General features: G+C 42.9%; 28 protein-coding genes, 1 tRNA gene and 1 other RNA gene. 9 read left to right on the top strand and 21 right to left on the bottom strand.

Translation table 11 applies throughout. The features are described 5' to 3' along the window. The first annotated feature begins 75 nt into the window (after nucleotides 1-75). Both ACMXYT_RS17675 and ACMXYT_RS17670 read left to right on the top strand, forming a co-directional pair. Entirely contained in the window at nucleotides 76-459 is a 384-nt protein-coding gene (locus tag ACMXYT_RS17675; protein WP_415912948.1) for a response regulator, read from the top strand. A 56-nt stretch (nucleotides 460-515) separates the two neighbouring features. Then, nucleotides 516-1,376, top strand: coding sequence for a hypothetical protein (locus ACMXYT_RS17670; protein WP_415912947.1), 861 nt, complete (start codon nucleotides 516-518; stop codon nucleotides 1,374-1,376). A 123-nt stretch (nucleotides 1,377-1,499) separates the two neighbouring features. Here the strand turns inward: ACMXYT_RS17670 and ACMXYT_RS17665 are convergent, their stop codons facing one another. The 12 genes from ACMXYT_RS17665 to fabI all read right to left on the bottom strand — a co-directional run bounded on the left by ACMXYT_RS17665 (nucleotide 1,500) and on the right by fabI (nucleotide 9,643). After that, complete coding sequence (locus ACMXYT_RS17665; protein ID WP_415912946.1) at nucleotides 1,500-1,694, bottom strand: hypothetical protein; 195 nt, start codon at nucleotides 1,692-1,694, stop codon at nucleotides 1,500-1,502. 126 nt (nucleotides 1,695-1,820) lie between these two features. Further along, nucleotides 1,821-2,090: a hypothetical protein gene (locus tag ACMXYT_RS17660; RefSeq protein ID WP_415912945.1), complete on the bottom strand. Its 270-nt coding sequence runs from the start codon at nucleotides 2,088-2,090 to the stop codon at nucleotides 1,821-1,823. Nucleotides 2,091-2,236: 146 nt separating this feature from the next. Beyond that, the gene (locus tag ACMXYT_RS17655; protein WP_415912944.1) at nucleotides 2,237-2,881 is read right to left on the bottom strand and encodes a hypothetical protein; all 645 of its coding nucleotides are present in this window, start codon (nucleotides 2,879-2,881) and stop codon (nucleotides 2,237-2,239) included. Next, on the bottom strand, nucleotides 2,881-4,893 hold the full coding sequence (gene ligA, locus ACMXYT_RS17650; RefSeq protein ID WP_415912943.1) for an NAD-dependent DNA ligase LigA: 2,013 nt from the start codon (nucleotides 4,891-4,893) through the stop codon (nucleotides 2,881-2,883). The genes ACMXYT_RS17655 and ligA overlap by 1 nt, the downstream gene beginning before the upstream one ends. Nucleotides 4,894-4,980: 87 nt before the next feature. Beyond that, nucleotides 4,981-5,349, bottom strand: a complete 369-nt coding sequence (locus ACMXYT_RS17645) for a hypothetical protein (protein ID WP_415912942.1) — start codon at nucleotides 5,347-5,349, stop codon at nucleotides 4,981-4,983. 11 nt (nucleotides 5,350-5,360) lie between these two features. Continuing rightward, nucleotides 5,361-5,933, bottom strand: coding sequence for a hypothetical protein (locus ACMXYT_RS17640; protein WP_415912941.1), 573 nt, complete (start codon nucleotides 5,931-5,933; stop codon nucleotides 5,361-5,363). A 34-nt stretch (nucleotides 5,934-5,967) separates the two neighbouring features. Then, a complete protein-coding gene (locus ACMXYT_RS17635; RefSeq protein ID WP_415912940.1) occupies nucleotides 5,968-6,558 on the bottom strand; it encodes a hypothetical protein in 591 nt (196 codons plus the stop codon). Continuing rightward, nucleotides 6,559-7,008, bottom strand: coding sequence for an SsrA-binding protein SmpB (gene smpB / locus ACMXYT_RS17630; protein WP_415912939.1), 450 nt, complete (start codon nucleotides 7,006-7,008; stop codon nucleotides 6,559-6,561). Between the two features lie 83 nt (nucleotides 7,009-7,091). After that, nucleotides 7,092-7,485, bottom strand: a transfer-messenger RNA (tmRNA) gene (ssrA, locus tag ACMXYT_RS17625). Nucleotides 7,486-7,525: 40 nt separating this feature from the next. Continuing rightward, nucleotides 7,526-7,930, bottom strand: a complete 405-nt coding sequence (locus tag ACMXYT_RS17620; protein ID WP_415912938.1) for a hypothetical protein — start codon at nucleotides 7,928-7,930, stop codon at nucleotides 7,526-7,528. Nucleotides 7,931-8,054: 124 nt separating this feature from the next. Further along, nucleotides 8,055-8,795 (bottom strand): sigma factor-like helix-turn-helix DNA-binding protein, encoded by a 741-nt coding sequence (locus tag ACMXYT_RS17615; RefSeq protein WP_415912937.1) that lies wholly within the window; start codon nucleotides 8,793-8,795, stop codon nucleotides 8,055-8,057. Nucleotides 8,796-8,875: 80 nt separating this feature from the next. Continuing rightward, nucleotides 8,876-9,643, bottom strand: coding sequence for an enoyl-ACP reductase FabI (fabI, locus tag ACMXYT_RS17610; protein WP_415912936.1), 768 nt, complete (start codon nucleotides 9,641-9,643; stop codon nucleotides 8,876-8,878). A 167-nt stretch (nucleotides 9,644-9,810) separates the two neighbouring features. Between fabI and ACMXYT_RS17605 the strand changes: the two genes are divergently transcribed. Genes ACMXYT_RS17605 through ACMXYT_RS17585 form a run of 5 tightly spaced genes read left to right on the top strand, consistent with a single transcriptional unit; the run spans nucleotide 9,811 to nucleotide 11,994 of the window. Beyond that, entirely contained in the window at nucleotides 9,811-10,278 is a 468-nt protein-coding gene (locus ACMXYT_RS17605; RefSeq protein WP_415912935.1) for a hypothetical protein, read from the top strand. Nucleotides 10,279-10,280: 2 nt separating this feature from the next. Then, nucleotides 10,281-10,736 carry a hypothetical protein gene (locus ACMXYT_RS17600; RefSeq protein WP_415912934.1) on the top strand — a complete coding sequence of 152 codons (456 nt, stop codon included), beginning with the start codon at nucleotides 10,281-10,283 and terminating at the stop codon, nucleotides 10,734-10,736. A gap of 37 nt (nucleotides 10,737-10,773) precedes the next feature. Then, on the top strand, nucleotides 10,774-11,244 hold the full coding sequence (locus ACMXYT_RS17595; RefSeq protein ID WP_415912933.1) for a hypothetical protein: 471 nt from the start codon (nucleotides 10,774-10,776) through the stop codon (nucleotides 11,242-11,244). Beyond that, nucleotides 11,231-11,698 (top strand): hypothetical protein, encoded by a 468-nt coding sequence (locus tag ACMXYT_RS17590; protein ID WP_415912932.1) that lies wholly within the window; start codon nucleotides 11,231-11,233, stop codon nucleotides 11,696-11,698. The genes ACMXYT_RS17595 and ACMXYT_RS17590 overlap by 14 nt, the downstream gene beginning before the upstream one ends. After that, nucleotides 11,698-11,994, top strand: coding sequence for a hypothetical protein (locus ACMXYT_RS17585; protein ID WP_415912931.1), 297 nt, complete (start codon nucleotides 11,698-11,700; stop codon nucleotides 11,992-11,994). The genes ACMXYT_RS17590 and ACMXYT_RS17585 overlap by 1 nt, the downstream gene beginning before the upstream one ends. Nucleotides 11,995-12,596: 602 nt before the next feature. On the opposite strand, the gene ACMXYT_RS17580 is transcribed toward ACMXYT_RS17585, so the two are convergent. The 5 genes from ACMXYT_RS17580 to ACMXYT_RS17560 all read right to left on the bottom strand — a co-directional run bounded on the left by ACMXYT_RS17580 (nucleotide 12,597) and on the right by ACMXYT_RS17560 (nucleotide 16,133). After that, nucleotides 12,597-13,385: a hypothetical protein gene (locus tag ACMXYT_RS17580; protein ID WP_415912930.1), complete on the bottom strand. Its 789-nt coding sequence runs from the start codon at nucleotides 13,383-13,385 to the stop codon at nucleotides 12,597-12,599. 113 nt (nucleotides 13,386-13,498) lie between these two features. Then, nucleotides 13,499-13,732: a hypothetical protein gene (locus ACMXYT_RS17575; protein ID WP_415912929.1), complete on the bottom strand. Its 234-nt coding sequence runs from the start codon at nucleotides 13,730-13,732 to the stop codon at nucleotides 13,499-13,501. A gap of 13 nt (nucleotides 13,733-13,745) precedes the next feature. Further along, nucleotides 13,746-15,083 carry a cation:proton antiporter gene (locus ACMXYT_RS17570; RefSeq protein WP_415912928.1) on the bottom strand — a complete coding sequence of 446 codons (1,338 nt, stop codon included), beginning with the start codon at nucleotides 15,081-15,083 and terminating at the stop codon, nucleotides 13,746-13,748. A 76-nt stretch (nucleotides 15,084-15,159) separates the two neighbouring features. Further along, a complete protein-coding gene (locus ACMXYT_RS17565) occupies nucleotides 15,160-16,038 on the bottom strand; it encodes a thymidylate synthase (RefSeq protein ID WP_415912927.1) in 879 nt (292 codons plus the stop codon). 18 nt (nucleotides 16,039-16,056) lie between these two features. Continuing rightward, nucleotides 16,057-16,133, bottom strand: a tRNA-Arg gene (locus ACMXYT_RS17560). A gap of 260 nt (nucleotides 16,134-16,393) precedes the next feature. On the opposite strand from ACMXYT_RS17560, the gene ACMXYT_RS17555 reads away from it, so the two are divergent. Beyond that, the gene (locus ACMXYT_RS17555; protein WP_415912926.1) at nucleotides 16,394-17,401 is read left to right on the top strand and encodes a hypothetical protein; all 1,008 of its coding nucleotides are present in this window, start codon (nucleotides 16,394-16,396) and stop codon (nucleotides 17,399-17,401) included. A 42-nt stretch (nucleotides 17,402-17,443) separates the two neighbouring features. On the opposite strand, the gene ACMXYT_RS17550 is transcribed toward ACMXYT_RS17555, so the two are convergent. Together ACMXYT_RS17550 and ACMXYT_RS17545 are read right to left on the bottom strand one after the other, a co-directional pair. Beyond that, nucleotides 17,444-17,953: a hypothetical protein gene (locus tag ACMXYT_RS17550; protein ID WP_415912925.1), complete on the bottom strand. Its 510-nt coding sequence runs from the start codon at nucleotides 17,951-17,953 to the stop codon at nucleotides 17,444-17,446. Nucleotides 17,954-18,065: 112 nt separating this feature from the next. Beyond that, nucleotides 18,066-18,428, bottom strand: coding sequence for a hypothetical protein (locus tag ACMXYT_RS17545; RefSeq protein WP_415912924.1), 363 nt, complete (start codon nucleotides 18,426-18,428; stop codon nucleotides 18,066-18,068). A 126-nt stretch (nucleotides 18,429-18,554) separates the two neighbouring features. On the opposite strand from ACMXYT_RS17545, the gene rnhA reads away from it, so the two are divergent. After that, a complete protein-coding gene (rnhA, locus tag ACMXYT_RS17540) occupies nucleotides 18,555-18,983 on the top strand; it encodes a ribonuclease HI (protein WP_415912923.1) in 429 nt (142 codons plus the stop codon). Nucleotides 18,984-19,012: 29 nt separating this feature from the next. Here the strand turns inward: rnhA and ACMXYT_RS17535 are convergent, their stop codons facing one another. Both ACMXYT_RS17535 and nrdA read right to left on the bottom strand, forming a co-directional pair. Beyond that, nucleotides 19,013-19,546 carry a hypothetical protein gene (locus ACMXYT_RS17535; protein ID WP_415912922.1) on the bottom strand — a complete coding sequence of 178 codons (534 nt, stop codon included), beginning with the start codon at nucleotides 19,544-19,546 and terminating at the stop codon, nucleotides 19,013-19,015. A 248-nt stretch (nucleotides 19,547-19,794) separates the two neighbouring features. Then, nucleotides 19,795-22,059: a class 1a ribonucleoside-diphosphate reductase subunit alpha gene (gene nrdA, locus ACMXYT_RS17530; protein WP_415912921.1), complete on the bottom strand. Its 2,265-nt coding sequence runs from the start codon at nucleotides 22,057-22,059 to the stop codon at nucleotides 19,795-19,797. Nucleotides 22,060-22,171: the final 112 nt, after the last annotated feature.

Genomic DNA, 22,171 nt, shown 5'->3' with positions numbered 1-22,171 from the left:
TTTGTTCCATTTTTGTAATTTGTATTATTTTACCTTATAGTAATTGGATCAATATTTAAAGCTTAATGTATAAAAATGAAACCTGAAATAGCAAATGCCACAATATTGGTGGTTGATGACATGCCATCCATGCGCGCCATAACCAAGAAGTTCTTAAAGCATATGGGCGCTAATCGTATTGTTGAATGTGAGAATGGTCAACAAGCTCTTAGCAGGCTCAAATCCGGCAGGGTTGATCTCATTATTTGCGATTGGGATATGCCTGTCATGAATGGTTATGAGCTCCTGAAAGCAGTTAAAGGCCATGAACGTTTAGCAAAAATTCCATTCTTAATGCTAACAGCTAATGCTAATCGATCTTTCGTGCAGCGGTGCCTTTCCGCAAAGGTTAACGATTACATGGTGAAACCTTTCCAGCCGAGCACTTTTATTGAAAAGGTTAGTAAATTTGCATCTTAATTTATCAATTGGGCGCCAACACGCCTTTATTTCAATGTCTAACGCTAGGAGTATCAATGGGCGGATCAATCAATGTTGTATTGCGAGAAGAAGATGGAACGGTTCACAAGATGTGTCGTTGGACAAATCCACTCCCTTTTTTCGTCACAAATGCAAAGTTATTTAAAAAAGACCCTATTTATATCCAAGAATACCTAAAGCAATGGTATGACTCTGTAGAGTCAGGTGAACATGAGGAGTACTATTTAACCCCTACAGCGGGCGCTTGTGCACCGTATGATTATGGTTTGGTTGTTATTGACCTCAAAGAAAACATTATCCTTGATGCGCAGCAGTACACATCGTTCAATACCATTAACAGTGGCATGCTTGTCTTTGATCTCGAAGATGAAAGTATTGAGGAGCTATTAATTATTGAGCATAGCCTACTAGCATCTATCAAAGATCTTGCAGATGGTGGTTTCATTTCAAGTATCAACGTTAATCACTATCCTGAAACTAAAGGTGGGAGTAGACGCCGAGAGGAGATCCCTTTTAAGGGTAAATCTTTTAGTGATATTACCGACTTACTTGAAAGCTTTATTCCCAAATACACCCGAAACGATATCGTCCGCATGATCGAAGAGATGATAGTTGATGAGGGTACGGATGGCGCTGTTTTTATCCGAGATATTGATTCATGGGTACTCAAAGAGAACGCTGAAAAACTGAATGAAATATTCAAAGCAGGTGAAGAAACCGTTAAGGCAACTTTGGATTACATTCACATTGATGTGCCTTTCCAAATCGAAACGTTCGATGACTGTAACCCAGATGACTGCAAGAGAATGAAGGAACGCATTCTGGAGCTTGGATTTACTCTAGATGAGAAGGATGAATCCATGTGGGCAGAGTATTTGGATAGGATATCCAAATAAAGCCCGCAAGCGGAATAAGGGAGCTTTAATAGCTCCCTTTGAGTATTAGCCTGCAAGAAAGTTAAAGAACCAAAAACCGCACACCAGCCTTGATCCTATTTTCTTATTAAATCCTTAATCAGCTTAGTGATTTTCAGCCCCATCATCGGAGCCCATAATTTCATCGGTGACGGCTGTTTGCATACGGTCGTACCCCATATCTTCCAAGATAAGGTGAACTTGATGCCCGTTAGTATCCAACTTATCTACTTGTCCACCCGAGATGAGAGCCTTAAAGTCTTGCTCAGTAAGCTTGATGTATGAATGTTTATCAGCCATTGCCTATAAATCCCCTAATTCAGAGTACATGGTTTAATTGCGCATCATTATATTCTTCTGACTTTCACGATTATTTGGTGGAAAGGCATATCACGTTAGCCACCTTCAAGTACTAATGACTAGAACTTAAAGATTCAACGTCCAACCTTCAGCCTTAATCGCTTCCTGTAGCTGTTTGTAGAACGATGCAACATACTGATCCGAGTGCATATTGCAAGGCCAACCCTCGTAATAGAGCTCTTGTCTACCCAGAAAATATTCTATCACTGTCTGGCAAAGAACTTCCCTATCAGCGGTATCAAAGCTTTCAGTTGGATCACCATCCGGATTATAGCTAGATAAGGTATCCAAGAAGCTCTCGGCTGTTTTCTTGCCAGACATGAGTACTTTATTCATTGATACAACATCCGGGACAACCACCCCATACCTCAGAAGAGTATTTATGCACTTTTGAAGTAAGTTTGTAGAGATGCATTCCATGTTAGTTACCCCTAAACCATCAATTATTTAAATTCAACCAATAAGACGTACCGTAACACTTATTAAATATTACGGTCGATAAAATACGTCGTATCGTCCATCTCAAGGGACTCGATCATGGGATCGCCTTTACAAACAATTGTGAAGCTTCCACCATTTTTAAAGCCAATATGCTCCACCACCAGACCCACACCTTCAACAACTGACAATTCAATCTTGTCCAAACCATTATTGTTGATGATATCCGCCATCTCTTGTGCAGTCACCTTTACTTCGCTTTGCTCTCGCTTCATTAGACTAAGTGGCAACATCTCACGCGTAGAGAACGTGCCAATAAAGAAGCCGAAGTTCCCCATGCCTGCATCCACGGGCTGGCCCGGTCGAAATTGTTCAGCATCGAATGAGGCTTGGGCAGAAGGATCTTGTAAAAGCTCTTCTGGAGCATTAAGCATACGCTTTAATGGCTTTGAACTTAGATCATTTGCAGACAATTCGAGCTTACAGTGTTTTAAAAGTATAGCTCTTAGCTCATCAGTAGTACTTGCTAAATTCATTTCAATGAACGCGTCATCAGAGATTGCAGATCGATAGACCTTCCCGTATTGGGTGATTGCAATCAAATAGCCGTCACAGCAACCCATGCGTGACCCGCTCTCATCTGCAGGAAAGCTAAAAAAACTAATGTCTGTCCACTTATTCTGACCCATCAGATTTCTCCTTCAAATTGAGCTTTCACGTCATCTTCACCGATGACCTTAATACCTAATTCTTGCGCCTTAGTCAGCTTGCTACCAGCATCTTTACCAGCAACTACAACAGTTGTGTTTTTTGAAACACTGCCAGACACTTTTGCACCCTTGTTTTCCAAGAATGCCTTCAGAGCAGAACGATTTAGGGTAGGGTACTTGCCAGTCAATACCCAAGTCTGACCTTCCAGTGAATTATCTAAACTCTCTTCTTCATCAGGCCAATAAACCCCTAATGCGATTAACTCATCAACCATTTCATTGAAGTGCTCAGACCCAAAGGCATTTTTCACATAAGCGGATGTGATCGGACCAAAGTCAGGTAGCGCCATAATCTCTGTCAAACTTGCACCACGAATCACTTCCAAGGACTTCATATGCTTCGCCAGCACCTTGGAGGACTGCTCTCCAATCGTACGGATGCCGAGCGATGCAATAAAGCGGGCGAGAGTTGTCTCCTTAGACACCTCAATCGCTTTCTGCAGTTTTTCTGCCGATCTTTGACCCTGACCCTCTAGCGAGGCAACCTTGTCAAAATCTAAACGATAGATATCAGGTAACGTTTTCACCAAGCCTTCGGTATACAGGGTTGCTAAAAGTTTTTCACCGAGGCCGTCGATATTCATCTGTTTTCGGCCAACATAGTGACTTAATGACTCAATGATTTGCGCATCGCATGAAGCCCCGCCTGTACAACGAAGAACAGCCTCATCAGGTTCGCGGTATGTATGTGAACCACAAGCAGGGCAGGTCTCTGGCGCTACTACTGGGGTGCGTTTTTCACCCTTAATGCGACCAGTAATCTTGGGGATCACGTCCCCAGCCCTTTGAACAAAAACAGTGTCGCCAATTGCGATATCAAGGCGCTCAATCTCATCCATATTATGAAGAGTTACAGAGCTTACATTTACACCACCCACAAAGACCGTTTCGAGTTTCGCTACGGGTGTCACAGCACCGGTACGACCCACTTGGAAAACAATGTCTAGTAACGTAGTTGGCTTTTCCTGTGCAGGAAATTTACGTGCAACAGCCCATCGAGGTGCACGCGCGATAAAGCCTAACTCTTCTTGCTGCGCATAAGCATCAACTTTTACAACCCAGCCATCAATTTCCATTGGGAGGGAATTACGTTTTTCAAGAATCGCATCGTATTGCTCTTGAAGGTCATCAAGGCCTACAAACGTTACAGTATCTGGGTTTTTCTTAAAGCCTAAGGACTCTAGAACATCGAGAGTTTCACTGTGCGTATCGCCCAGATCAATACCTTCTGGTTGATAAGCACCATATGCAATGAAGGCCAAACCGCGCTCTGCACAAATCATAGGGTCTAACTGACGCATAGAGCCAGCAGCTGCATTACGTGGATTTACAAAAACCTTAGTGCTATTTTCCTTAGCCAGTTCGTTTACTCGTTCAAACATAGGGATAGGCATAAAGGCCTCGCCACGCACTTCAAGGCGTTTGGGGATTTTTTCTCCAGACAGCCTAAGTGGAACGGATTTAATAGTACGGACATTGTGTGTAATGTCTTCACCGACCGCGCCATCGCCACGAGTAGCACCTCGAACCAAAATGCCATCCTCATACAGCAAAGAAGTCGCGATACCGTCCAGCTTTGGCTCTGCAGTCCACTTAAGCTTTTTAACTGGGATACCTAAGGAGGTTGCACATCGCGTTAGGAAGTCACGCAAATCTTCGTCAGAAAATGCGTTATCCAGCGACAGCATGGGCACTTCATGTGTTACCTGAGTAAACCCCTCCAAAGGAGCGCCACCCACACGTTGAGTAGGGGAGTCTGGTGTTTGCAGATCGGGGAAATCCCGCTCAAGGGACAGTAGCTCTTGAAAGCTCTCATCATAGATAGAATCAGGGACAGAAGGATCATCATCAACATAATACTCATGCGCCCATTTCTGAAGGTTTGTTCTCAATTCCAATGCGCGCTTAGCGGCTTCCATCGCTGTGGTCATTCAATGTTACTCCGACATAAAAATCTATTATAATAATTATAATGAAAAATTAGCAAAAGTCCATTACTTTCAATATCTAGAGGGGGTTTACTTGCAGTGAAACTCTTTGATAGGGTTGGGCGCATCAAGTGAAAAGTTAAATGCTGAAGCCTCTACATTCCACAAAATCTTTCCATCTTTAAATAGGAGGCTCACCCTGTCTGATGCAGGCATCTCACCCTTATTATTGACCCAAAGGGAGGTCCCATAATCGACATACGCTCTCTTACATAGGGTCGATACTATGCTTGCAGCCAGAATGAAGAGGCCCGCAGATCCTAGCTGCAGTACGTGATTAGGAACGGTGCCATCATTTGTGACCGCCATGGCTGCGAAGGGAGTGGCCAACACTAGCCAAGCAATTAACGTTAATTGGATCGCAGGTATAAGGTCATGAGATATAAAGCGATTAATCATATGAGGGAGCTCTATCGATTTTGTTTATAATGAACAGCATCTTTGTATGCAGACACCATCAGGTCAATACGTTTTGCTTCCTTTCTCATAAGAAGCCAATAAGGATCGCTATTAAATTTCTCTAGGGTCACTATATATTTTCGATCGATCCGAAGGTGACAGCCTATTGCCTTAGTATCACCTAGTGCTTCACATGCCTCATACTCTTTGGCTGCTACTTCCTTAAGCTTTTTACCAAAAGCCTCAGCTTCCATATCAATAGCGATAGCAAACTTCGCGGAGGTTACTTTTAGATCATTGTAGAGGCTTGCCATGGTATCGGCAGGCAAGCGGGTTGATCTTGGGTCAAGATTAAATTGAGACATTTGGCTATCAAGTTTTTTAGACTTGAACGACATATCACTTTCGAGTGATTCAGTGTAACCCGATAAAGCAGGAAGTAGGGTATTGATGTGGTTTTGCAGGTTTACATTATCGGTCACTTCATAAGTCACCGGTTCCGATACAGGGGGTGCTTGACTACAACCGACAAGGGTAGTTAAACCCATCATCCATACTGCAGATGCATATAAGCCTTTCTTCATAATCTTAAGTTTCTCAAATCTCATTGTTAAGTAGCTATTTCTTTAAATTCACTGACTTTAACGTAATGGCTTCGCGAGCTAATTCATTACCAATCTTCTGCATATCCTCTTTGAGAATGCCAATATCCCGATCAACTTGTTTCCAATGAGTTGAAGTATAAAAATCATTCCTCCAGCGCTCTGCGTTACTGCGATGCTGTGCTATGAATGCTGTGCAGTCATCATTCATATAATCAGCACAGGCCTTCGACAGTCGTGAAATTCGGTTTGCTAAAGCTATATTAAAGCTACTTTCCGAATGCTCAGCTTTTGTTCGTAAAGATTGGAGTGATATTAAAAGTTTTGACTGGAGGTCTAGTAGCACCGGCTTAGGCTGGGATAATTGTGCCTCAGTGACTGTAATCATAGGCGCTAGAAAATCTGAACGATCAGCCTTTCCTGCCAGTGTCTTTATATCGAGCATACTACGAAAAGAGTCTAGCTCATTAATATGCCAATAAGTGATTTCGTTTACAGTATCAGCATGATTTTGATTTGCCTTTTCCTGCAATTCTGTGACTTCATCAGTGCAACCGACCAATAGGAAAGTTGCACAAAACAGGGTGGTTAAATTTTTCTTAATCACTCATCTAACCTTTAGTAGCTGTTGCTTCTGACGATTAAAGTCACGCGCTTTTTCGCTGGCGCGTTTATCATGAACCTTCTTACCCTTGCCGAGAGCAACTGTCGCTTTCACCTTCCCCAATTCAGACCAATAAAGTTCTGTCACAACAACCGTAAAGCCCTTGGCGTCAGCAGCGAATTCAAGATCATTGATTTCTTTGCGCTTTAATAAAAGCTTACGTGAGCGAACTGGATTCTTTACCGTGTGGGTATTTGCAGTATCCATAGGACTGATGTGCGCTCCCTCTAGAAAGGCCTGACCATTCTGAAACGTAACAAAAGCGTCAACTAGTTGCACACGACCAGCACGCAGGGATTTAACCTCCCAACCTTCAAGTTGGATGCCTGCCTCCTTGTAATCAGATAACTGATAATCAAAGCGTGACTTTTTATTTTTCGCGATATTTTTCACAATATTTTCCTCAAGCGAAAACAAATTTTGGTCATTAAAAAGGGCAGGCAATACTTATAAAGTAAATACCTACCCTTGGAATTTGGTGGAGCTGCCCGGGCTCGAACCGGGGTCCACGAAAAATTTCACTACGACTCATCCACAAGCTTGGTCAATTTAAAAGTTTCGGATCAGGTACCGCCAAATTGACAAAGAGTACAAGTTCCTAGTCCTACTGAGCGGCGGGTCTGCCGGTCAGTTTATTTTAGCTAAACCGCATCGGACATACGTTTCAGCGAGCCTATCCTAAAATGAACCCCCAAAGTCCGCAACGGTCAGGCACTTGCGGCGGGAGCGCAGGGCTGTTTCTTAGGCAGCCATTGCAAAGTTGTCGTCATTAGCAGCGACTATGCTTTGTCAGCGTTTGTTTACGTGATCACCAACCCTCACGGCTTGCATCAATAGCTGCCTCGTTCATGTCGAAACCAAATCAGCCCCTGATGTGTCCTTATATAATAAAACACTTTTTAATAAACTGTCAAGCGGATTTTTCGTGAAATTCAACTATTTTTGGCTTTGCTGTTGCCGAGAAATCTAAGCCTCTTGTACACACATTCCAGTCAATGCTGCCATCTTCATACATAACACTAACTCGCTCTGCCCTTGGCGCTAATCCGGCATTGTTCTGCCAGCTACTAGGGCGGAGCTTAGCATTACGTCGAGCCCTCTCAGCTACTGCCTTATCAAACCGATCCAGCATTGCTTCACATTTACCGCCTAGATCTATATATTTAAGAGCGACTGCCAAAACCACAGCTGCTACGAGAAGAGTTAATTTCTCTACAACTGACATGCTGTTATCTGTAACTATATAATGAATTGTCACACCCACTAAGGCGATCACCTCAAATATCATAATTATAGCTATAATTAGTAATCCCATGGTGTCTGCATGCTTCCTACAAGGTTATTTGTTTTTTTCTCAGGCCCACCTAATCGGACTTTGAAATTAAGCAATGCCATTATGCCACCACCCAAGGCAAACTATTTTGATGGATTAATGCTTTTCATTTCTTTTGCTTTCCTATGTTATCAAAACCCGCGAACTGCCACTTACGCACTGCAAGCACCATGGTTGTTCCGTTTCGTTCCTTAATTGGCTTTTTGGAATCAGTACGCAATGTTTGATTAAATTCTTTAGCCACCTCCTTAAGCCTTTCCTGCAAGGCCAGATTGGAAGCATCAGTCATAATTCCATTTAGCACAATCAGCTCCTCATGCTTCTTATCAAATCTAGAGCTAAAGAATGTCTGCTCAACACTTTTCTGAAAGAACTGCTGAATAGGGCCGTTTTTTATCCAATTGAAGTTCGGAGTCACTCTTAAGCGAACCCGATTTCCCGGCAGCAGGTCTAGAATACCCCAGCGGTCTAGAATGGCCAACTTCTGAAAGCCGACATTCTGCGGGATTTTGTAGCGATCAACCACCTCATCCAAAGTCATGCCACTAAGCACGCTCACCGCAACCATAAGCAATGTTAGATCTTCTGCGAGTTCATTTTCTTGATCGCGCGTTAACTGGTCTTTGTGAAAGCCACTTCGCTCTGCAGCTATAGCAAGGTCAGCAATAGTTGTATTCAAAAAATCACTCAAGCGCTCAATTCGATCAAGCGTCATGCTACCCTCAGCCAGCTGACGCTTAATGGTCCGCTCACTGCAATTTAGTTCTTTTGCAATATCGCTGTAGGTGTAACCCTGAACCTTGATTTCAGCTTTAATTGCTCCCACCAACCCTTCAGACTGCTTCATTCTTATCTCTCATAGCCAAAATTAAGACGCCCGAAGGCGTCTTTTAAAATTATAATGGTTTTCTATTTCACCGCAAGTCCTTAACCTACAATACTAACGCCGTGGTCAACGTATAGCACCTGACCCGTCACCCCTTCGGAAAGAGGGGACATAAAATACAGACAGGCATTACCCACCTCATCAATGGTAGGCAATTTGCCATCGCAGGCCTGCTCAATACTGTGCTCAAGCATCGCATCAAAGTCCTTGATCCCACCAGCCGCACGTGTCGGGATTGTTCCCGGAGAAATACAATTCACCATAATGCCCTGAGGACCTAGGTCTCGAGCAAGATATCGTGTTGATGCCTCTAGGCTTGCCTTTGCGCAACCCATGACATTGTAATCACCTGTTGCAATTGCCGAACCAAGATAACTGAAGCTGATCAGATTACCACCATCAGGCATCGCATCTTTTGCATATTTTGCCATTTCAATAAATGAGTAACACGATACATCCATTGCCTGCAGGAAGCCCGTGCGCGAACAACCCGACAGTGGCGCATGCAGGTCATCAAGTGGACAGAAGGCGAGGGAGTGGATAACACCATCAATCTTGCCCCATTTTTCAACACATGCATCAAAGACAGACTTCATCTGACCTTCAACGGTCACATCCAGTGGCATAACAATTTCAGCACCCAACTCTTCTGCAAGCGGACGAACAAAGCGCTCAGCCTTGTCGTTCAGATAGGTGATAGCCAGCTCCGCACCTTGCTCACGAAGTTTTTGCGCACAACCGTATGCGATGGACTTATCGTTAGCGATACCAACAATGAGAATTTTTTTTCCATTCATCAGATCTTTCATTTTGTATAAACCTTTATTTGTTCTGTTGTCTTACTTACGATTACTCAATACTATAACGATATTCAATATGGTTTCAATTCATTTATGTGCAGCGCACAAAGTTTTTAGCTTTGCGTATAGTAATTAATCGTTATATTATATTGGGAAAATAAAAACAGGCCTGTTTTATGCTCAAATTCTCCAAAGTTGATAAATGGAATGACCTTCCTTGCGGTCAAATTACCGACGAAATGATTTCTTATGCCACATCATTTCAAAAAGGAATCGATCTTGAAAATTCTAACTGGTATGGTCGCGTAACTATCTTCCTGAGTATCTTTGTTCGCCTCTATCAAGAAGAATATAAAGCACTCGGATCTAGACCCGAGAAACCTAAATTTGAACGGTTTCTTGACTTGGATTTCCTTAAAGGCCTTGCCCTAAGCGATAAGCCACCACACTACCTCAATCAGTCATCTGTAGATCTTCTCCGCGCAAGACTTGAAGAACTACCGGGCTGGTCAGATTATTGTCAAGATAATCGCAGCAAAGCAGGGTTAAGATGCTTAGAACAATTCGAACACCTAGCGCAAGCTATTCAATTTGCTGCGAGTGGTTTTAAGCCAATGCGCTACCAATTAACATGGGATTTTTAAGAGTGCGCACACCTATCTTTGAAACATCCGATTTTTACAGCTTTGCAGGCTCCGTTTACATAAGTTCTCCACTTGTGGAAGGTGATTTCTCCGAAGATGTACGAGAAAAGCTAACAGCACTCACTAGAAAGGTTGCACCTAATATGGAACCTGAAGAGCTTGAACATCTGGTCAATGCTGTTTCTGAATCAGCAAGCGAAATGATTACACGAACTATTGCGTTCCCATTAGTACTATTTGGTAGGCTCTTTATATTTTTCGATCAAGACGCTTTTCCTAATCATTCCGTTAGGACGCTTTTACCAGAAGGTGGCAAAGCAACTTGCAAGCCATTGCGGTTGCGATTAGATACAGGAGGTAGATATCTAGAGCTTGCACATAAGGCCAAGCTGATTAAATCTGATTTTGATCCAGTTAAGTATGTCTACCTTAAAAACTATCAACCCAAAGTTAACTAGCATCCATTACCTCCGAAATTATTATATGGTGATTTAATTGAATAAGATTGAAAGTAGTCCTGAATATAGAAATCTTAAAGCCTCCATCGTCCTTCAAGTCCCTGTTGTTAGCAACAAGGTTTCTAACGAACAATTTGATGAAATTGAACTGACACTCTACGAGTGCCTTGATGGCGCTAAAGACCATGAGGTTGATAAAAAACTAAGAGAAATTATTACTCAAGTTGAATCAGCTCTACAGAAACAACCAGTCTTTCCAGTGGTCTTAATGGATAGATTCTTACTTTTTTATAACAAAGAATTGTTCCGAGATTCACACATGTCGACCCAACTGGAAGGGGGTGGCACCCTTGTGATGATGGCCTCTACAGATGGGTATGCAGGCGTATTACGCAACGCAAAACTTGCCCACGCTAAATTCGACCCCGTTCAATTCCTATTCCATGAGATGTACCCGGAATTCCATCAAAATGAAGACAATGAGGAAAATGCCAATGCAGCAAGCTAGAAACTTTGAAGAACTCTGTAACTTAATCGTATTAGAAATACCACTTACTGAACCTTGTCTTTCTGAAGAACATTTAATACTGATTAAAGACACGTATATTGAGCTGGATTCGAAAGCTACAGATGAACAAATTGACAATCTTGTTAGCGCCACAGCACGTGCAGTAAAAGAACACATGCCCAATCGACCTATTCTACCCGTTACAATTACTGGCGGAGATGGGCAGCTTATCCTTTTTTATGATCAAGATGCTTTTAATGAAGAGAATGGGACTGTTCAAGTGGCAACTATCGGCGGTACCGGCTCAAAATCTATGTCCGCGAGCATGCTAGCGTTACTGGAGGGGGATGTGAAAAAATCAGAGATTTGTAAGCTTGTTGAAGCTGCTGAGTATGACCCTAAAAAATTCTTATTTAATGACTTCGTTCGCGCATCCGCAGGCGGGGGTGATTAATGGCTGTAGGCATCTATATGGCAGGCGGTGCAGTTGCTCTTATGGGGTTGTTTAAATACTTATTGTGGGCCGCTAATGAACCGAGCCTATGGTTCCAAAAGAGGCGCTTCCTGACGTTCCCTCTCTTAATCCTTGCAGGTTGCTTGGCATCCAACCCTTTATGCCTGCCTGATAAACCTGAAGGGCTGGATGATAATCGATATAGAACTGAATATGCTCTATATGGACTTGTGGTACTTTCGGTGATCGTTAGCCTAGGCTTTTATTGTCATTATATGATACATGGTGAGGTGTAATTTTGGATTGGTCGATTATCGCTGGCATCCTCGCCATTGTAATTGGGTTTAGTGCTGTACGTTACTTTCTGTTTTCGTATGACCAATCCAAGCTTTGGCGAACGAGGTCAAGATTCGTAATTTTCCCGATCCTCTTGATTCTGGCTATGGCTGCTCCTGTTGGCCAGCTTCTACCCGATCCACCAGAGGACTTAAAGGATCGATACCGTAGTGAATTATTCATGCATTTATTTGTCGGAATAATACTGGTCGGTGTCATATTATTTTTCGTAATTACAGAGGCTTGATATGTCAGACAAGAAGTGCTGCAGCTGCAAGGAATGCTGTTGTGAATGCCATAACTTAAAGTTTAATTGGCACCATGTGCTCATTCCACTGGTTGTATTTCTTGTATCTTGTACTGCTAGTTTATTGTTTTTATGCGATCAAACTACAGCCGAGCTTTGGCAATCCCTACTTGCCTTAGTATTTGACTAGCCTAAGACTTACAAATTTTGATCATCCAGAACGCCGGTAGGGCGGATTCCATCCGCCCATGATTCTACACGGCGCATAACCCATGCTGCATAACCACCTTTCCTTTTATATTGGCGGCACAAGCATTATGAAGGTTCCAGATGATCTGAGTCATACGATTTGTTATGCTGCACTTCGATCTGCTCAGGATCAAAAACGATGTAACTCACACTTCCCGGAGACTCAACTTCATTAGTGTATACAATCCCATCAAAGCCTTTTGATTTCAGGGTATTTCGAAGGGCTTCAAATTGATCCGCCTCAGAATCATGCGCCATAATTTCATTACATTCTTTTCGTGAAAGTCCCGATGCTTCCGCTATCGAATACACACTCCAGCGCCCAAGATCAGGCATCTCAATAGGATTGCTGAGTGTGATCTTAACTACCTTAAGAAACGAACTTTTAATGTACTTACGCTGCTCTACTGCTTCTTGTTTGGTTGGCTTAAATGCAGCAAGTGATCCGTCAATTAATACTGCAAAACCTTTCCCATGCTCTGCTTCTTCTAAATCTCTATTCCAGCGAAAACTATCACTATAACTCTTATAAACACCTATCAGCTGCCCAAGCTCACCCTCAGGCATGCTTTTCAATGTGTTTCGGAGATTGGCGTTCGGGTGTTCAAGCTTTCGCATCATAAGGGCATAGGCTTCATCCAAGAGAGAGTCGTACTCTTTTAGCTTGGAGATCCTTAACCGTTCTATCGCGATATCAGAGGGGTCATATGCCTCGATTGTTACCTCAGGCAGAGGCCGAGCGCGCAAGCGATCTAACGCGGCCTGCTTCGTGCCAAAATGGAAACCAATATCATCCGTAATTGAGAAGTCTTCGAAATACTCATTGGTTGCATGATACGCAAGAATAGGGGGCATAAGCCAAATCCATGATAAATGTTATTATAATATTTTAACAGAGGCCCATGTTACTTAAAAGTCCGCAAGATGACCTGATGATAACTAAAAAGAAAGGGCCGAAGCCCTTTCTTTTAACCAGCCAATACAGGCGTAGTGATCTCTTCGGGCTCCCATCCGCGTCTGCTTGGCAAGTAATACTGACCAGAAAAGCTGACGTTGATTTCGGAACCATCTTCAAAAATATATGTATTTATAAATGGCTCCTGACCCATGTAGAGCGTACCCATCTTGCACACGATACCGTCAGGTAAACAAAAATGACCCACCGCATTAGAATACCTATAAACAAGCTTTGAAATTAACATCATCCATTACCTTTTAAGCAATTAGTTTTTCTGCTTCAGCCTCTTCTTCAAATTTCGCTGAATTAAGCTTAATAATGGCCAGCATGATCGGCGGATAGATAAACGTTGTTAACAGAATATTACCAATTACGATTGCGCTAAACATATCCATGTACTTCACCTCACCCGGCATCATGTGAAGTAGCAAAATAGAAAGACCACCTTTAACGCCTGCGAAGCTTAAAATTGCCCACCAGCGTAAATTGATGTTCTGCATAAAGGATGCCGCATTAGAAAGCAGAGCAAACTTCATCATCATAATGCCGCGGATCAGGGTTGTTGCTACAAAGACAGCCATAATCGGCTTCCAGTAGGTCATTAAGCTATCAAAACTAACCATCGCCGCCATAGACAAGAACAGTACTGTTGTTGCCAACATTGCAAAAAGTTGAATAAAGTTAGTGATTGACTTGTGGTTAGCTTCATCCTCAATCGCTGTACTGATTTTAAAGAAGTGCTTCACCAACCCCGAGACACCTTCACCCTCCAGCGCCTTGCGCTCACTTTCGATAATGCTCTTATCTTCAGAGATACGCTTCTTAATAATTGTATTAGCCACTAGTGTACTTACCACAACCGCGAGGATACCCGCCCAGTGGAAGAGTTCTGAGATGTAGAAGGAAGCATAAACAGCCATCAGAAGGATTGATGCTTCAACTACCACTGCACGAGATAGAGATAGAAGCCACAAACCCGCTATACCACACACCAGACCTACTGCAGCAGCACCCCCTACCGCCATTAGTGAGTGAGAAACTAAGTCTGTGGTCGTTACAGTGGTACCGGCCATATCAGCCTTTGCATACATTGCCGCGATACCAAAAATAACCACCGCACTGCAGTCATTGAATAACGACTCCGTTTCGGCGGTAAATTTCAGCTTATGTGGCAACTTAGCACCACTGAATACAGAGCATACCGCCACTGGGTCTGTAGCAATAACCATACAGAACAACATCACGAGATAGTAGGTTGGAATATCATCGTAGGGTAGTACGTATTTTGAGATCAATACGCCCGACACTACGGCCAACACAACTGAAATAACGGCCGCATAAAAAATTGATGCCGCATTCTCCTTCAGCTCCTGCAGTTTTAAGTGTAACGCATCCGTCATGATCAGTAATGGCAGTAACGAGAGAAGGATCTCGTCAAAGGTGTCGTTATCGATCGGCATCAAATTCTGCCCACCTAGAAAACTGTAAGTTAAGGCGCCGCCAAGGATTGTGATAGGGGATGCAAGGCCCGTACGCTCCTGAACGATAAAGGCAAGTGCGGTAATCGCAAGGATAATTACAACCGTTTCTAACATATTATATCCATTATTAATTGGTTTTTATTCAATAAAAAGCCGACGGTAAACCGTCGGCCTTTGTTAAAGATTGTTCCTATTCACTAAATGGGTAGTGAATCTGTTCATGATGCTCGTACCCGACCAGCTCAAAGTCATCGGTAGTTACCCATGTCTCAAGATCCTCCAACGTTTTGATGTTTGGATTGATCTTAATCTTCGGCATAGGGAATGGCTTACGCTCCAACTGAACATCTCGCATTAAATCAAGCTGATTCTCATAAATATGACAGTTCACCAGCACATGTAGAACGTCCTTAGGCTTATTGCCCGTAATTTGCGCCATCAATTGTAGGAAAATGACGGCCTGAACCATATTCGCCACCGTTCCCAATGGCAGATCATTACTGCGCTGGAAGCAATTTAATGACAACTCCCCATCAATTAATGTGAAATTAAAAGTATGCATGCAAGGCCGAAGGCAACTGCGATCAAATTCACCCGGATTCCAATAGGTAACAATCTCACCTCGGTCATCGATACCGTTCTTCAGGTTTTCATAGACCTTGCGCAGCTGATCGATTGATTGCCCCTCAGGTCCGCGCCAATCGCGACCTTGTGAGCCATAAGGACGACCCATATCATCCTCACCTTTACGATGAGGGTTAGCGAGCCATGCTTTGGTCTTGTTGGCATTAGCGTCCCAAGTCTTACAGCCAATAGCACGGAACTGAGCAGCACTATTATAGCCACGAAGGTAACCCAGCATCTCTGCAATAGCGGTCTTATATGGACCATAGCGCGTTGTTACTACAGGCAAGTGACCCTGCGATGCATCATAGAGGAACATACAACGATCGATAGTCTTACACCGAACACCTGTGCGCTTGTTTTTAATCCAAATACCGTCTTCGATCACATGACGGTTAAGATCAAGGTAATCTTGCTCTTCAAAGTATTTTAACTGTTGGAACATTAATACGCCTTATAAAATTGGCGGGGATAGAGGGATTCGAACCCCCGACCTGCCCCTTAGGAGGGGGCTGCGCTATCCAGCTGTGCCATATCCCCAAAATCAGATGCCTTTAATTATAAAGGAAATTATCCTAAGATCAAGCATCTTGAGCTTTAATTTTACGTCTATCACCCTATCTAAATTACAGACCCAATCATGCCGTTGGCAGTAAGTTCAATTGCACAGTTGCGAACTTGCTCTTTAATATACCTAATATGCTGTGAAGTATTTCACAAGTCAGTGGTACAAGATGCTTTACATTTACTTCTGTGTTATTATATTAGAAATAAATAACAATAACTAAGGATTCACTCTAATGAAAAAAACAATTCTTGCCTCATTTGTAGCATGCTCACTTGCTTTTACTGCCGCTCCTAGCGCTTACGCGGTGGAAAATACATCTACATACTCATCTCAATACGACGTAAGCAAACTAAAGCAGCAAATTGCGGAGTTTGAATCTCGCCTTCTTAAGCTGAAGCAGGATGTGGAGATGATAACGATGGGCGTTATGGCTGATATTGAAAAGCAGCGATCCCATTTTGAAAGTATGATCAGCAGCTACAAAGCGAAACTACGGGATGCTGAAAAACGCCACGAGATGCTTCATTTTAAGTACATGAAAGCCTCAGGTGATGAAAAAGAAACACTCAAATCTCACCTAAAAGAAGTTTCACAAGAGATAGAATCCCTGAGATCCAAAATCGAAACATTAAATATGGAACGAGACTCACGCATTGCTGACCTTGAGGGTTATCTTAAACACGAAATGCAGTCCCTTGAAACTCGCATGGGAGAAATTAAGGAGAAATTATCCACCCTTCGCCATAGGCTATCTACACTCATGCAGTCGGGAGATATTCCGCAAGAATCAATTCCAGAGAAGGTTAATGGGAGTGATGATGTTGCCAAAAAATCTGACAAACCTCAAAATCGACTTGAGGCTGACAAAGCACGCCTAGCTGCCACAAAGAAACAACTGAGCGTAGTTGAATCAAGGCACAAAGAGTTTGTTGCCAAGATGCACAACCAGCGTTCAAAGGTGAGTCAGCGCTATAAAGAAAAGACATCCAACCTTCATGAGCGAATTAGCATGCTTCAAGCAGAGCATCGTGTAGCAATGGCTTCAAAATCCTACAATCGAGTTGAGGTACTGAATGAATCGATTGCCAAGCTCGAGCAGAGAATTGCGAAGTATAAACAGATTCACCACAAACAGAGCACGCAACTTGAACGTCAGGCTGAGAAAGAGCACTCAAATTACTATGAGACAAAAAAACGTCTCGAAGCCCGTATCCGCAACTTAGAAACAAAGCTTGACTAACATCCATTAGTTTATACTTTAACCCCCGCTAGACGGGGGTTTTTAATGAGGTGAATGGTAACTTTCGCAAAGAGGCAGGATTCGCAAATCAACGTGCCTACCTAAGTCATCCTGTAAAAATTCAGGTGGCAACTGATGCTGTTTGATATATGACAATAAAAATTCAACCTTTTGATTCTTACCTAATTCGGCAATACGTCTTTCGATCTCTTCTATCGATAAGCGAGGCATAACTACCGGAGCATCTAAATTATCTGTCATCAATATTTCACACTGCTTGTAGTCATCTGCTGTAAAGTCTTTAATCCGAGCGTCAGTAAATCCGTCCGATAGGTCATAACCCTTATAAAATGCTAAACGCTCGGGATGTGACCAGTCGATCATATTAGGGTGTCTCTTCGGCCGCTTTTTGATACCACGCCGCAGCCCTGTAACGAACGCGGCCATCTGCCTATCATTGTTAAAATTGCAATAGAGTAGGGAGGGTTCAGCTTTACCTGATGTTAATGGTGGAATCAGTGTGAGCTGAACAGAAATGTTATTATCTTGCATGTATTGCCTTATTTAATTTTATATAGCGCAAACAATTTCAATAAACGTTATATAAAATAGTTTTTTTCCGCAAGACTGTTATTTTCACTTTATTTATGATTGAACGTTTTGATCAGGCCGCTTCAGTATCTAGACCTTCAGCTACACTATGGACAGTGTAACTTGAAACTGGAACTCCTGACCCCTCCATTATCTCACTCAGCAGATAGGCCGTGTGACCACATGAATCAAATGAAAGCTTTTTACCAATCGTCGAAAAGGATCGACCCTCTTCAGGATAGATTCGCCCCTGCAAGCTGAGGTTTTTCTTATCGTACCTATACTCCATACAAGCCCTAACAGGACCACCAGAGCCATAGTTATCGAGAGGAAGTTCTATACGGATGCGCGCAAAGTCTGAGCAGTCCTCAATCAATTCCGCCCCCATCATCCTAAGTGATGGGTGATTAACCACTATCTCCATGAAATTTGACATGAGATTATCCCTGATTTTTATAAGCTCTTTGTCTATTTATTAACCATTTTACATTTATTGTGCAGTGCAGTAAAGACTTTTGTTTTATAAGTGGTATATTAATGGGCTAACTTTGGAGGATATTTAATGCATTATGAATTGTTTACTGATGGAGCCTGCAAGGGCAACCCGGGACCGGGCGGATGGGGCTGCTTGCTACGTGAAGGCTCTACAGAGTCCGCTTTAAAAGGTGGGGAGATCAATACAACAAATAACCGAATGGAGCTTACAGCTGCGATCGAAGGACTTAAAGCAACCCCTATTGGCTCGACGGTAAAGCTCACTACCGATTCTCAGTACGTGAAGAATGGGATACAGTCTTGGATCACAGGATGGAAACGCAATAATTGGCGAACCGCCTCCAAGAAGCCCGTAAAAAATAAAGAGCTCTGGATAGCGCTGGATCAAGCTGTCTCAGAACGAACTGTAACATGGGCGTGGGTGAAAGGGCATGCAGGGCACCGTGAGAATGAAATAGCAGATCAGCTAGCTAATCAGGGCGTACCATCACACTAAGCAATGAGGCTGCATTTGGCGTTAGCGTCCTATGCAGCGAATACGCCTGAATTATCAGAGGATTTGAGTGAAGTCTTAGTGTTATCACTCAAATCTGCAATCGGCTTCGACATAACCGAAGATTCGTTACGGAGTACAGCGGTCATGTTTATTTCGTTGAAGTCTAAATCGTAGGTTTTAATAAAGAACTCAATTGGGTCACACACCAGCCCTTTATTGAACAACGCACCCTGAACAAGTTGCATGCTAGATTCAGCAATTGCCTGTATAAAAGCAATACAATCCTTGCCCATCATGTGTTCAGGCGTTATCTCCAGCGAGGATGCCACTACAGCCTCAACCTTAAGCGCGACTTTAGGACTATATTCTTTATAATGTATTCGCATTCGAAGGATGGTCGATATCTCTTCATCTCCGTTCGAGGGAACTTCAAACACATTACTGAGCACGCATGTTCCGTGCGATAAAGAATCAGAAAGCTCATCATTCATTATGAATAACCAGCCTTCGCGATCCAACCTGCTTAAGCCGTTGATACTTTCTTCAATTAATGTGGAGATCACGTGCATTCCTTAGTGTTGCTTGCGAGGGCAATTATAATAATTACATTCCTATTTTCAAGTAATTAGGCTCTTTTTTTATATAAAGTAAAAAAACAAACTCATTTAAAACACTTGTTTGCTAGTTTAATAACCAATATATGAATTGCCAAAGGAATAACCTTATACATAAATTACATATCAAAGCGACGAAAAAACCCTGATGCTTAAACAACAGGGTTTTTAATATTACATCAAACGAGATACGACATTTATAACTTGCAAGCCCCGCCGCATTCGTCGTCAGGCTGATCTGACGCTCCATCACGCGTGTTGTGATAGTAGAGGGTCTTCAAGCCCAGCTTGTAAGCCATAAGAAGATCCTGTAGCAGAACTTTAACGGGCACCTTCTCTTTGTCGAAACGCTTAGGATCGTAATTCAGGTTAGCTGAAATAGCCTGATCCACAAATTTCTGCATGATTGCCACCAATTCCATGTAGCCCTTGTTGTCTGGAATATCCCAGAGTAATTCATACTGATCCTTCAGATTCTCATAGTCCGGCACAACTTGTTTAAGAATACCGTCCTTACTCGCCTTCACAGATACGTAGCCACGTGGGGGCTCAATACCATTCGTTGAATTAGTGATCTGTGATGAGGTCTCACAAGGCATTAGAGCTGTCAGTGTTGAGTTGCGTAAACCGTACTCTTTAATGTCTTCGCGTAGCGACGGCCAATTCTGCAGAAGTTCAGCGTTATGAAGCCCATTAACAGTATCCTTGTAACGATCGATCGGCATCAGACCTTCAGCGTACTTGGTCTCCTTGAATCCCGGACAAGCACCTTTTTCTTTAGCTAGATTATTACTCGCCTTAAGTAAGTTGAACTGAATTGCTTCAAACAACTCATGCACCTTCGTATTGGCACTGCCATCTGAGTATTTCAGTCCATTTTTAGCTAGCCAGTAAGCAAAGTTGATTACACCTACGCCTAGTGGACGGCGATACATTGACGCCTCCTTAGCGACGCGCAAAGGGTAATCCTGATAATCAAGTAGGGCATCCAGTGCTCTTACAATCAGGTCAGCCAACTCCTCAAACTCGCTGTGATCATTGATCTCCCCAAGGTTGAAAGCAGCTAGCGTACATAGAGCAATTTCACCCTGAATTCGCTCATCCTCATCAAGAGTGAGGGGTTTCGTTGGAAGGGCGATTTCAAGGCAAAGGTTACTTTGTCGGATCGGCGCAACTGAAGGAATGAAAGGGCCGTTTTCATTACAGTGATCTACGTTCTGCAAATAAACTCGACCTGTTTGTGCACGCTCTGCCGCGAGCATGCCAAAGAGCTCAACAGCCTTAATGGTTTCTTTTAGAATCAGTGGGTTTTTCTCAGCTTCAGTATATAGCTTTTCAAACAGCACTTGATCCGCAAAATAAGCCTCATACATTCCCGGCACAGCATCAGGTGAGAACAGTGTAATATCGCCACCTTGAATTAGACGCGTATACATTAACTTATTGATCTGAACGCCGTAATCTAGATGACGAACACGGTTCTCCTCTACACCTCGATTGTTTTTTAGCACTAGCAATGATTCAACTTCTTTATGCCAGATAGGGTAGAACAAGGTTGCAGCCCCACCTCGCACACCACCCTGAGAGCAAGATTTAACCGCCGTTTGGAAATGTTTGTAAAAAGGAATGCACCCCGTGTGGAATGCCTCACCATTTCTAATTGGGCTACCTAGGGCTCGAATGCGGCCTGCGTTAATGCCAATGCCAGCACGCTGAGAAACATATTTCACAATGGATGCGGACGTCGCATTAATAGAATCTAGGTTGTCGCCGCACTCGATCAATACACAAGAACTAAACTGTCGTGTTGGTGTTCGCACGCCTGCCATAATTGGTGTCGGCAATGAGAGCTTGAACTGGGATGTTGCATCGTACCAACGCTTAACATAATCAAGACGTGTTTCTTTTGGATACCCACTAAACAGACAAGCACCTACAAGCATATACAACATTTGTGGAGACTCGTAAACATGGCCTGTTACGCGATGCTGTATTAGGTATTTACCTTCAAACTGTTTGGCAGCAGAGTAAGCGAAGTTAAGATCTCGCTTGTGTTCCATGTACTCATTTAGAATAGTTAATTCCTCAGGAGAGTAGTCGTCCACAAGATGAGAATCATAACGGCCCTGCTCAACATTATGCTCTATATGCTCCTGAAGCGTAGGTGGCTCAAAACGGCCATACGCACGCTTTCGAATATGGAACATTGCCATACGACCAGCCAAGATTGCAAAATCGGGATACTCTTCACAGATCTCGTCAGCTGCTGCTTTAATAAGAGTCTCATGGATTTCTTCAGTTGTCATACCATCTTTAAACTGCAAGCGAGCCCTTAACTCCACTTGCGATGCAGGTGCTGCAAGTCCTTCACCTGCCCACATAACAACACGGTGAATTTTTTCGATATCTAAAGGCTCACGACTGCCATCGCGCTTTACGACCATAATGAGATCGGTGCTCATAAAAGTATTACCTCTTATTATTTTAATTTTCAAATCATATTAATTTGAGTAACCAAGCTAAATACTATAACATTAATTAATATCATTGCGCAATTTGACCTTATGCATCAGA

The organism is Neptuniibacter sp. QD37_11 (assembly GCF_047778105.1).
Lineage (GTDB): Bacteria > Pseudomonadota > Gammaproteobacteria > Pseudomonadales > Balneatricaceae > Neptuniibacter.
This window is presented reverse-complemented; position numbering and strand designations above follow the sequence as displayed.